Source organism: Streptomyces sp. NBC_01408 (assembly GCF_026340255.1).
Lineage (GTDB): Bacteria > Actinomycetota > Actinomycetes > Streptomycetales > Streptomycetaceae > Streptomyces.
This window is the reverse complement of sequence record NZ_JAPEPJ010000001.1, coordinates 3,385,355-3,396,379: the sequence shown is the minus strand read 5'-3', so window position 1 is coordinate 3,396,379 and position 11,025 is coordinate 3,385,355. Positions and strand designations below refer to the sequence as shown.

Below are 11,025 nucleotides of genomic sequence, written 5' to 3'. Positions count from 1 at the left end.
GGTCTCCTGCCCGTTGCCCCCAGTCTGTCGTCCGCGCAGGTGGGGGCCATCCGCGCGGGTACTCATCTGTGGGTCTAGGTACGGGTACTCAGTCGCGCGGCGGCCCCACCAGTTGTACGGGCTTCGCCGCCCGAACGGCACCGCCGACTGGGGGGTGGGTCAGCGGTTTCCGCTGACCCGGCCGCGCAGCAGCAGGGACAGCGCCGAGTGCACGTCGTCCAGGGAGCGTTCGCTCTGGAAGGACTGCCAGTCCAGGGCGGCCACCAGAACCATCCCGACCAGCGCGGCCGCGGTGAGCGGCACGTCGATCTCGCCGCTCAGCTCACCGCGCTCGACCCCCTCGCGCAGCACCGTCTCCACGACGGCCACCGCTTCCCGGCGGACCACCATCAGCGTGGACTGCCACGCCCGGTTGGTCCGCCACAGCTCCGCCACGTACAGCTGGGTGAAGGCCGGGTACCGGTCGATGAAGACGAGGCCCGCCCGGATCATCTCGTCGAGCGCCTCGACGCGGCTGCCGCCCCGCGCCTCCGTCTCCTCCGCCGCGGTCCGCAGCGAGGCCGTCAGCAGCCCGACGCCGTGCCGCAGCAGCTCCTCGAAGAGGTCGTTCTTGCTCGCGAAGTTGTAGTAGACGGTGCCCTTCGCGACGCCCGCCCGTTCGGCGATCTCCTCGACCGTGGTCGCGGAGAAGCCCTGCTCGGCGATGAGCGTCACGGCCGCTTCGTAGAGCTTCTGCCGGGTGGCCCGGCGTCGGGCGCCGCCGGTACCCGTACCGGTGCTGCTGCTTTCCATGGCGCTGATTCTCACAGGTCAACACGTCCCTCGGGCGACGGGCTCAGGACTACAGGCTCAGTTCGGGGTGCAGCCGGTCCATCGTCCACACCTGCTTGCCGCGGGCGGCGAGGGCGGTGAGGGCGAGGGCGCCGGCGGTGAAGGCCACCAAGACGGCGCAGCCCTGCCAGACGGGGGCGAGGTCGCCGCCGGTGATGAGCCGGCGCAGGCTCTCGACGACGTACGACATCGGCAGGTAGGGGTGGATGGCGTTGAAGAAGCCGGGGCTGGTCTGCACGGGGTACGTGCCGCCCGCCGAGGTCAGCTGGAGCATCAGGACGGCGAGGACGAGGATCCGGCCGGCCGCGCCGAACTTGGCGTTGAGCCACTGGACGATCGCCGCGAAGCAGCCGCTGACCAGCATCAGGAAGGCGACGGTGAGGGCCGGACGGGCCATCTCCAGGCCGAGGCCCCAGTGGAGCACGGCCATCAGCAGGCCCACCTGGGCGGCGCCGAGGCCCGCCACGGGCAGCCAGCTCGCGAGGGCGATCCGCCAGGGCGAGGCGCCCGCGGACAGGGCCCGCCGGTTCATGGGGGCGATCAGCATGTAGGCGACCATCGCGCCGACCCACAGGGACAGCGGGATGAAGTAGGGGGCGAAGCCGGTGCCGTAGTTGGGCGCCTTGTGCAGGGACTGGTTGGCGAGCCTGATCGGGTCGGCCATGACCTCGGTGCGGCTGTCGCGCTGCTGCTGGTCGTAGTCGGGGATCTTGCCGGCGCCCTCGTGCAGGCCGTCGGCGAGGTCGCGGTTGCCGTCGACCAGCTTGTACATGCCGCCGTCGAGGCTGTGCGCCCCGTCGCCGAGCTTGCCGACGCCCTCGTCGATGGCGCCGGAGCCGTTGGTGGCGGAGCTGAGGCCGGTGTGCAGCTGGGCCATGCCGGTGGCGACCTTGTGGGCGCCGGCGTTGAGGGCGTTGACCTGGGTGACGGCCGCGTCGAGGTCCCCGGCCAGGGCGGGTGCCTTGACGACGAGTTCGCGGGCCTTGTTCTCCAGGTCGGTCAGCTGGGTCCGGAGCTTGTTGACGTCGCCGTTCGCGTTCTGGGCCAGGGTGCTGACGTCGCCGCTGAGCTCGGCGGCCTCGGCCGTACCGTCCTTGACCCTCTTCAGGTCGGGGCAGGAGACCAGGTGCGGCTCGGTGCCGGGGGTGACGCAGTGCCGGGTGTAGATCTCGTCGGCGATGGTGGCGGCCTTCTTGGCGGCGGTGGCCGCGGCCGGGGCCTTCTCGGCGAACTTGTCGAGGTGGTTCTTGACGACCTTGGCGGTGTCGGCGACCAGCTCGGCGGTGTCCGCCAGGTTCTTGGGGTCCTTGACGAAGGGCCGGGCCTTGTCGGCGGCGCCGTTGACCTTGTCGGCCACGGCCTGGGTGCCGTCGGCGACGCTCTTGGAACCGGTCTTCAGCTGGCCGGAGGCGGTGTTCAGCTTCTTCAGGCCGCCGTTGAGCTCGCCGGTCTTCTCCTTGGCCGTGTCGAGGCCGTCCGCGAGGTCCTTCGCGCCCTTCTGGGCCTTGTCGGCGCCGTCCTTGAGCTTGTCGGCTCCGTCGGCGGCCTCGGCCGTCTTGTCGTGCAGGTCGGAGAAGTTGACGAAGATCTTGTCGAGGAAGCCGCGGGAGGCGTTGGTGGACGCGGCCGTGCGGACCTCGGCGAAGACGGTGCGGGAGATCGAGCCGACGATGTAGTTGTTCGCGTCGTTCGTCTGGACCTGGAGGGCGCCCGTGGTGGGGTCCTCGCCGGAGCTGGAGGCGATCTTCTCGCTGAAGTCGGCGGGCATGGTGAGGGAGAGGTAGTACTTCCCGTCCTCCAGCCCCTTGGCCGCCTCCTCGGCGCTGACCTCGCGCCAGTCGAAGGTCTTGCTGTCGTGGAGCTTCTTGGTGATCTCGTCACCGGCGTCGACGCGCTCGCCGTCGACCGTGGTGCCGCGGTCGGAGTTGACGAGGGCCACGGGCACCTTGTCGAGGCGGCTGTACGGGTCCCAGAAGGACCAGAGGTACAGGGCTCCGTACAGCAGCGGCAGCAGGAGCAGCGAGACGAGAGCGGCCCGGGGCAGCTTCCCCCGCCCGAACCGCTTCAGCTCAAGCGCGGCCAGCTTCGGCGAGCGCATCGTCCGCCCCCTTCGTGTCGTCGTCTTCGGTGACCTCTTCGGTCACGTCTTCGGTCACGTCTTCGTCTGCGGTGTCGTCAGCGGTGTCGTCTGCGCCTGTTGCTTCGTCCGCGGACTTGCCCGTGCTGTCGTCCGGGGTGCCGTCCGGAGTGCTGTCCGGAGTGCCGTCCGGAGTGCCGTCCGGGGTCTCGGCGACCGTGCGCAGGACGATCGCGTCGCCCGGGGCCTCGCTGCAGACGGCGAGGACGGTGATCCCGCTCGCGGCGAGCGAGCGCAGCAGGACCCAGGCCTCCTCGCGTTCCGCGTCCGAGAGCTTGAGGTCCAGGTCGTCGAGGGCGATCAGCCGCGGGGAGCCCAGCAGCGCGATGGCCACGGACAGCCGTACGGACTCCAGGCGTTCCAGGTCGCGTACGGAGGTGCGCTCGCCTTTGGGCAGCGTGGCGAGGTCCAGTCCGGCGGCGGCCAGGGCCGCGTCGACCCGGGCCGCCGCCGCGGCGCGGCGTTCGGCGCGGGGGCGCAGCAGGGCGCGGACCGGGCCGTCGTAGCGGCGGTGGAGCAGGGCTCCCTCGCGCAGCTGTTCGGCGACGGTGAGGGCCTGGTCGAGGTCGTTGACCCCGGAGACCGGGCCGAGGGCTGCGATCCGGCGGACCGCGGCCATGTGCTTGGGCAGCCGGTGGCCGCCGACCTCGGCATGGCCGGCGGTGGGCTTCATCCGTCCGGTGAGAGCGAGGAGCAGGCAGGTCCGGCCACTGCCGGAGGGGCCTTCGACCGCGATGAGCGAGCCGGGTGCCGCGTCGATGCCGACGCCCCGGAAGGCCCAGCCGCGCGGGCCCTTGAGTCCGAAGTCCTCGGCTCTGACGGCCGCGCCGTGCGGGCTGTCCACGCCGTCCCCCTTCTTTTGAACTGACCGGTCAGTTCAAAAACTAGCACCCTCCGGAGCACCCGGTGCGCAGCGGGGGGAAGTTGTCCGGTCATGGACCGTAAAAGTGCAGGTCAGCCGGATTGTCAGTGGGGCCCGTCACGATGGGGGCAGCGCGATGAACTCACGCGCCGAAGGCAACGCATCGACAGGAGGTTCGTCATGGCCACACCGTCCCCGTCCCCTGTCCATTCCGTCCTGCGAAGGTCCGCCGCCCCTTCCCCTACGCCTCCGCCGCGGGGAGTCCCCACTGCCGCTCTCGATCTGCTCGCGAAGGCCCGCGCCGGGCTGGCCGAAGCCGCCGGCCTGACCAGGCCCGGCGAGCGTTACGCCACGGCCCACCTGGCCGCACTGCGCGCCGCCGCGGCGGTGCTCGCCGCCCGCGGGCGGCCCGAGCCGATCCGGGGCCCGCGGCGCCGGCCCCGGATCCGCAGCACGTGGGAGCTGCTGCCGGAGCTCGCGCCGGAACTCGCCGAGTGGAGCGCGCTGTTCGCCTCCGGCGCCGCGCGCCGGGCCCGGGCCGAGGCCGGGATAGCGGACGCGGCCAGCGGCCGGGACGCGGACGACCTGATGCGGGCCGTCGCGATGTTCGTGCGCCTGGTGGAGCGGATGCTCGCCCTCCAGGCACCGGCGCAGAGCACGCTCCCGGCCGCGCCGCAGTCCCTGCCGCAGCCGCGTCCGGAGCGTCCGGACGCGGGATGAGCTGCCCGGCAGCGGAAGGCCATAAGGTGGGGCACGGGTGGGGCACGCACCGCTCACCCCCTTCCTTTCCTACCGCGCCGAGGAGCCATCAGCCGTGTCGGACACTTCCCGCCCCCGTGCCTCCCTTCGCACCGCCGTGGTGTGGGAGGTCCTCAAGGAGGCACTCGACCGCCGGGTGAAGGCGACCGGGCGGGACGTGCTGGACGTGCTCGACACCGGCGGCGGCACCGGCAAGTTCGCCGTACCGGTGGCCCGCCTGGGCCACCGGGTCACCGTGGTCGACCCCAGCCCGAACGCACTGTTCGGGCTGGAGCGCCGGGTCGCCGAGGCCGGCGTCGCCGACCTCGTCCGCGGGGTCCAGGGCGATGCCCAGGGCCTGCTGGAGGTCGTCGACCGCAACGCGTACGACGTGGTGCTGTGCCACGGCGTGCTGGAGTACGTGGACGACCCGGCGGAGGGCGTGGCCAACGCGGAGGCCGCACTGCGTCCCGGCGGCACGCTCAGCCTGCTGGCCGCCGGCCTCGGCGGGGCCGTGCTCGCCCGCGCGCTGGCCGGGCACTTCACGGAGGCCCGTACCGCCCTCACCGACCCGGCCGGCCGCTGGGGGTCCGGCGACCCGGTGCCGCGGCGGTTCACCGCCGAACAGCTGGCCGAGCTGGTCGGCGGGGCGGGGCTGACCGTCGGCGCGGTGCACGGGGTCCGCGTCTTCGCCGACCTCGTCCCCGGAGTCCTGGTGGACACCGAGCCGGGCGCGGTGGAGGCACTTCTGCGCCTGGAGGAAGCCGCCGCCGAGCTGCCGGCCTTCCACGCGGTCGCCACGCAACTGCACGTTCTGGGTGAGAAGCAGTCCTGATCTGCGTTCTTCCGCGGGTGGAGTGAGCCACAGACCCTCCGCTCCGGCGCTGCGCCCCGTATGATCGTGGGCAGTGACCGGCATGGTGAACGGACCGTTGGGGAATAACCGCCTCAGTGACCGCTCCCGCGGCGGTACGGTTTCTGGGCTGTGTCTTTTAGAACGTGGCGTAGAGGGCGGGTATCACGGGGGCGATTCCCCGCCTATCCTGAAGGGGACCCCTGGTCGCTACCCCCCGCGACCGACGGATGAGGAGGACTCCCGTGCCGCTCTCGGAGCACGAGCAGCGCATGCTCGAGCAGATGGAGCGAGCGCTGTACGCCGAAGATCCCAAGTTCGCGACAGCGCTTGAGGGAAGCGGACTGCGTACGTATACCCGGCGACGGGTCTACCAAGCGGTCGCAGGCATTGTGGTGGGTATCGCGCTCCTCATGACCGGTGTGATCATTCCGAACGTACTCTGGGTCAGCGTGGTGGGTTTCCTCGTCATGCTGGGCTGTACGGTCCTCGTGGTCACCGGTTGGCGCAAGGCACCCAAGCCTGGCGAGCAACCCGTCTCCGGCAGTGCAGGCGGTTCGGCCCATGGCCAGAACCGGCAGCGTCGGTCGATGATGACCCGCATCGAGGAACGGTGGCAGCGCCGCCGTGACGAACAGGGGCAGTGAGCCCCGTACACACACGTGCACGAGTGAGGGGACGGCCGCCGCCCGGCGGCCGTCCCCTCACTGCTGCGCGTCGTAGCTCCCGCCGGACCACCCGTTCTGCGCCATGATGATGCGGTGAGTGTGCTCCCCCTGGTCTTCACCAGCGGCTGGGCCAGCGGGATCAACGCATACGCCGTGATCCTCCTGCTCGGCGTCTTCGGCGCGACCGGGCTGACCGACGAGGTTCCCGAGTCCCTCCAGCGCACCGACGTGCTGATCGCCGCGGGCGTGCTGTTCCTCTGCGAGGCCGTGGCCGACAAGATCCCGTACGTGGACTCCGCCTGGGACGCCGTCCACACCGTGATCCGTCCGGTGTCGGGTGCGGTGGTCGGCGCGCTGCTGGCCGGGCAGAGCGGTTCGCTGTCCGACATCACCGCCGGTGCGGTCGGTGGCACCACCGCTCTGGCCAGCCACGTCGTCAAGGCCGGCACCCGGATGGCGATCAACACCTCGCCCGAGCCGTTCACCAACGTCGCGATGAGCACCGCCGAGGACCTCGGCGTGGGTGCCGTCGTCACCTTCGCGATGTTCAACCCCGAGGCCGCGGCGATCATCGCGGCGGTCCTGCTGGCCGCCGGACTGGCCCTGCTGGTCTATCTCTGGACCCGGATCCGCCGCTTCCTGCGCCGCCGCGCCCAGCGCCGCGAGGAGCGGCGGCTGGCCGCCGAGGCCCGCCGGGTCACCTAGGGGGTGTCCGGTGGGTCAGGGCCGGGCCCGGCCCGCCTGGCACCGGACACCCCCTAGCCCCCACCGCGCTGACCACCGAGGACGCCCTCGATAGGCTCAGCCCATGGCACGAATTGCGGTGATCGGCGCCGGCATGGGCGCGATGGCGACGGCGGCCCGGCTGGCCGTGGCGGGGCACCAGGTGACGGTGTACGAACGCGGCTCCACCTACGGCGGCGCGGTCGGCCGCCACAAACACGACGGCTTCGCCTTCGACACCGGCCCCGGGCTGCTGCACCTGCCCGCCGTCTACCGCGACCTGTTCGTGAAGACCGGCAAGCGCCCCCTGGAGGACTACCTCGACCTGGTCCAGGTGGACCCGGCCCTGCGGCACGTCCTCCCCGGCCACGGCATCGACGTCACGCTCCCGGGCACCTCCAGCGGCGGCGTCGCCGCCGCCCTCGACGAGGCCTTCGGACAGGGTGCGGGCGAACGCTGGAACGACATGCTGGGCCGGGCCCGGGACGCCTGGGACGCCACCCGCCGCCCGCTGCTGGAGGAGCCGCTGCGCCCCGACTGGCAGGTCCTCGGCCGCGACCCGTACCCGGCACTGCGCAAGAGCGGCCTGCTGCGCCGCCGCCCGCCGACCCTGGCCGAGGTGGCCGCCCGTGAGCTGGGCGGGGGCCTCGGGGAGCTGCTGGCCGGCCGGGTCGCCTCGTACGGCGTCGACCCGGACCGGGCGCCCGCCGCCGCGGCCGTGCTGCCGTACATGGAGCAGACCTTCGGCAGCTGGTACCCGCGCGGCGGGATGCGGGCGCTGGCCACCGCCGTGTACGAGCGCTGCCTGGAACGCAAGGTCGAGTTCGCCTTCGGGGCCCAGGTCGCGGACGTCCTCGTACGCGACGGCCGGGCGGCCGGGCTGCTGCTGGCCGACGGCACGGAGGCGGCCGCCGACTCCGTCGTCTGCGGGGTCGACCCGAGGCTGCTGCCCGCCGTCACCGCCGGCTGGCCGGACGGTTCCGCTCCGGTCCGGGGGGCGCTCGTACCGAGCCGGCTCACCCTGTTCCTCGCGCTGCGCGGCCCCCGCCCGGCCGGCACGGTCCACCGGACCCTGGTCCACTCCCCCGGTGCGGTCGTCACGGTGCTGCGGCCCGACGATCCCGCCACCCGGCCCGACGCGGACCACGAGGCGGTGACCGTGAGCGCGGTGTGCGGCCCTGGGGCTCCCGGCAGCCCTTCCGCGGCCCCCGGGCCCGAGGAACTGCTGGAGCTCGCCGCACGGGCCGTTCCGGGGCTACGGGAGCGGCTGCTGTGGCAGGAGGTGCGCACGCCCGTAGACGTCGAGGCCGCGACGGGCGCCCCGGGCGGCGCCGTGCCCGCCCCGGCCCTCGCGGGGGCCGGGGGACGGCTGCTCTACCCGGCCAATGCGACGGGCGTGCCCGGGCTGTACCTGGCCGGCGGCTGGGCGCATCCCGGCGGCGGGCTGGCGCACGCCGGGATGACCGGGGCCCTGGTGGCCGGGCTGATCGTGGAGGGCGCGGGGTTCCGCGGCTCGCAGTGACCGCCCGCCCGCCCGCCCGGGCCGCCGGTGCGGCCCCGGCGTCACGGCCCCGGCCAGTAGGTCAGTAGCGGTACTGCTCGTACTCGCCGGTGCCCTGGTAGGGGTACGGGTACTGCTGCGGCGCCTCGCCCTGCTCCTCCGCCGGGTATGGCTGGCCCGCCCCGTCGGTGGACCGCTGCTGCGGGACCCAGACTCCGCCGGGCGGGGTGTCCGTGGAGTACTGCTGCTGCCCGTAGTCCGTGTACTGGGGGTAGGCCGAGTAGTCCCCGGCCGGCTGCTGCACGACCCCGCCGCCGATGTACGGGTCCGAGTAGGCGGCGTAGACCTGCTGCTCGCCCGTCGGATAGCCCGTGGTGTAGTCGTAGCCGGGGCCGCCCTGGTTCTGCGGGTCGTAGTACGCCGCGTACTGGTGGGCGTCCTGCTCGGCCGTGCTGAACGGGGAGGCGAAGGCCTCCGGCACGCCGATGGCGGGGGGCGCGGCGGCGAAGCTCTGGATCCCGTAGGACCCGGTCTCCTCGGGCACCGGCTCCGGGCTGTAGACGTCTTCGGAGGCGTCCCGGAACTCCCGCTCGGCAGCCCGCCGTTCGGCCTCGTCCGCGCTCGCGCCCTCGGCGCCGTACTCCAGCCCGGTCACCTGGAGGGCCGGTTCCGGGCGCGCGTCGCCCCCGGCCCGGCGCCGTCCGCTCTTGCGTACGGGCTCCCCGCCCCGGCGCAGCGCCCAGCCGGCCACGAACCCCTTGCGGAAGGAGAGCGTCACCAGGGTCTGGCCCAAGGCGAACGCGGCCGCGCCGGCGCCGATGACCAGCACCGACGGCAGCACCACCCCGGCGACCACGCCGAGGAAGCCGGTGAAGGCGAGCAGGCGCCAGCGGAGCCGGGCCTTGTACTGCATCAGGACCTCGGCAAGCAGCCACAACGCGACGAAACCGAACGCGATGTAGAGGACCGTCATTCCCACGCAAGGCCCCTCTCGGTGCGGACGACCGCCCAGGAAACAGGGGCCGGCCGATCAGGCCCGCTGGTGCAGGCCCAGGTTCTCGTAGATCTCTAGAGTCGCCGTGGAATTGTTCAGCGTGATGAAGTGCAGCCCCGGGACACCCTCGGACAGCAGCCGCGCGCAGAACTCCGTGGCGAACTCGATGCCAATGGAGCGTACAGCGGCCGGGTCGTCCTTGACGGCGAGCATGCGTTCTTTCACATCGGACGGGAAGACCGCGTTGCTGAGTTGCGGCAGCCGGTCGAGCTGCTTGATGTTCACAACAGGCATGATCTCGGGGATGATCGGGGTCTCGCAGCCCGCCTTCGCGACGCTGTCGCGCAGCCGCAGATAGGTCTGCGGATCGAAGAACATCTGGGTGATCGCATAGTCGGCGCCCGCGCGGCACTTGTCCACGAAGTGCCGGATGTCCGTGTCCCAGTCCATCGAACGCGGGTGCATCTCGGGGAAGGCCGCGACGCCCACGCAGAAGTCGCCGGACTCCTTGACCAGCCTCACCAGGTCGGCGGCGTAGTGCACCCCCTCCGGGTGGGCCACCCACTCGCCCATCGGGTCGCCCGGCGGGTCTCCGCGCAGGACGAGCATGTTGCGGATGCCCGCGTCGGCGAACTGCCCGATGACGTTGCGCAGCTCGGCGACCGAGTGGTCCACGGCGGTGAGGTGCGCGACGGGGGTCAGGGTGGTGTCGGCGGCGATCTGCTGGGTGGCGCGGACGGTGCCGCCGCGGGTGGAGCCGCCGGCCCCGTAGGTCACGGAGACGAAGCTGGGGGCCACCGCCTCGACCCGGCGGAGCGCGTTCCAGAGGTTGCGCTCGCCCTTCTCCGTCTTCGGGGCCCAGAACTCGAAGGAGTAGGAGCGCCCGGACGCGAGGAGGTCGCGGACCGTGTGCGCACGATCCGACCAGGTGGAGGAGGTACCAAGGGCCATAACGGCAGGTTAGACGCGGCCCCTCGGACGTCGAAGCGGCGTCCACCCATTGGACACGTTTTTGGACACTTGAGGGTCCGCGCCCTACGGCCGGACGAGGCGGGCCCGTACGCGCTTGGCCAGGTCGGCGGCGGCCGCGCCGGGATCGGCGGCCTCGGTGAGGGCGCGGACGACCACGACCCGGGTGGCGCCCGCTTCGAGCACCTCGTCCAGATTCGCGCTGTCGATGCCGCCGATGGCGAACCAGGGCCGGTCCTGCTCCAGGGAGGCTGCGTACCGGACGAGTCCGAGGCCGGGGGCGAACCGGCCGGGCTTGGTGGGGGTGGGCCAGCAGGGGCCGGTGCAGAAGTAGTCGACGCCAGGCTCGGCGACGGCCGCGTCGACCTCGCTCTCGGCGTGGCAGGACCGGCCGATGAGCAGGTCCTCGCCCAGGATGGCGCGGGCGGCCGGGACGGGGATGTCGCCCTGGCCGAGGTGCAGGACGTCGGAGCCGATGGCGTGGGCGACGTCGGCGCGGTCGTTCACGGCGAGCAGCTTGCCGTGGCGGCGGGCTGCTTCGGCGAAGACCTGGAGGTGTTCGAGCTCCTCGCCCGCCTCCATGCCCTTGTCCCGGAGCTGGACTATGTCCACGCCGCCGGCCAGGACGGCGTCCAGGAACTCGGGGAGGTCCCCCTGCCGCTTGCGTGCGTCCGTGCACAGGTAGAGCCGGGCGTCGGCCAGCTGGGCGCGCGCGTCGTTCGCGGACATGGGTTAACCCCCCGGGGTGG

The 11,025-nt window shown here is 72.6% G+C and carries 11 protein-coding genes; 5 read left to right on the top strand and 6 right to left on the bottom strand.

Going from position 1 to position 11,025, the window contains the following annotated elements:
- Positions 1-159: 159 nt before the first annotated feature.
- From OG447_RS15460 to OG447_RS15450, 3 genes are read right to left on the bottom strand one after another with little or no spacing between them, the layout of a single operon-like run.
- Complete coding sequence (locus OG447_RS15460; protein WP_266937078.1) at positions 160-792, bottom strand: TetR/AcrR family transcriptional regulator; 633 nt, start codon at positions 790-792, stop codon at positions 160-162.
- 49 nt (positions 793-841) lie between these two features.
- Positions 842-2,929 carry a YhgE/Pip family protein gene (locus OG447_RS15455; protein ID WP_266937077.1) on the bottom strand — a complete coding sequence of 696 codons (2,088 nt, stop codon included), beginning with the start codon at positions 2,927-2,929 and terminating at the stop codon, positions 842-844.
- Positions 2,901-3,812, bottom strand: coding sequence for an ATP-binding cassette domain-containing protein (locus OG447_RS15450; protein ID WP_266937076.1), 912 nt, complete (start codon positions 3,810-3,812; stop codon positions 2,901-2,903). Before OG447_RS15450 ends, OG447_RS15455 begins: the two co-directional genes overlap by 29 nt.
- A gap of 198 nt (positions 3,813-4,010) precedes the next feature.
- Between OG447_RS15450 and OG447_RS15445 the strand changes: the two genes are divergently transcribed.
- The 5 genes from OG447_RS15445 to OG447_RS15425 all read left to right on the top strand — a co-directional run bounded on the left by OG447_RS15445 (position 4,011) and on the right by OG447_RS15425 (position 8,334).
- A complete protein-coding gene (locus OG447_RS15445) occupies positions 4,011-4,550 on the top strand; it encodes an SAV_6107 family HEPN domain-containing protein (protein WP_266937074.1) in 540 nt (179 codons plus the stop codon).
- A 94-nt stretch (positions 4,551-4,644) separates the two neighbouring features.
- Positions 4,645-5,403 (top strand): methyltransferase domain-containing protein, encoded by a 759-nt coding sequence (locus tag OG447_RS15440; protein WP_266937073.1) that lies wholly within the window; start codon positions 4,645-4,647, stop codon positions 5,401-5,403.
- Positions 5,404-5,666: 263 nt separating this feature from the next.
- Positions 5,667-6,068, top strand: coding sequence for a DUF3040 domain-containing protein (locus OG447_RS15435; protein ID WP_266937072.1), 402 nt, complete (start codon positions 5,667-5,669; stop codon positions 6,066-6,068).
- 114 nt (positions 6,069-6,182) lie between these two features.
- The gene (locus tag OG447_RS15430; RefSeq protein WP_266937071.1) at positions 6,183-6,794 is read left to right on the top strand and encodes a DUF4126 domain-containing protein; all 612 of its coding nucleotides are present in this window, start codon (positions 6,183-6,185) and stop codon (positions 6,792-6,794) included.
- 103 nt (positions 6,795-6,897) lie between these two features.
- The gene (locus OG447_RS15425; RefSeq protein WP_266937070.1) at positions 6,898-8,334 is read left to right on the top strand and encodes an NAD(P)/FAD-dependent oxidoreductase; all 1,437 of its coding nucleotides are present in this window, start codon (positions 6,898-6,900) and stop codon (positions 8,332-8,334) included.
- Between the two features lie 61 nt (positions 8,335-8,395).
- On the opposite strand, the gene OG447_RS15420 is transcribed toward OG447_RS15425, so the two are convergent.
- The 3 genes from OG447_RS15420 to thiE all read right to left on the bottom strand — a co-directional run bounded on the left by OG447_RS15420 (position 8,396) and on the right by thiE (position 11,005).
- On the bottom strand, positions 8,396-9,286 hold the full coding sequence (locus tag OG447_RS15420; protein ID WP_323181832.1) for a hypothetical protein: 891 nt from the start codon (positions 9,284-9,286) through the stop codon (positions 8,396-8,398).
- Between the two features lie 57 nt (positions 9,287-9,343).
- Entirely contained in the window at positions 9,344-10,258 is a 915-nt protein-coding gene (metF, locus tag OG447_RS15415) for a methylenetetrahydrofolate reductase [NAD(P)H] (protein WP_266937067.1), read from the bottom strand.
- An 84-nt stretch (positions 10,259-10,342) separates the two neighbouring features.
- A complete protein-coding gene (gene thiE, locus OG447_RS15410) occupies positions 10,343-11,005 on the bottom strand; it encodes a thiamine phosphate synthase (protein WP_266937066.1) in 663 nt (220 codons plus the stop codon).
- Between the last annotated feature and the right edge of the window lie 20 nt (positions 11,006-11,025).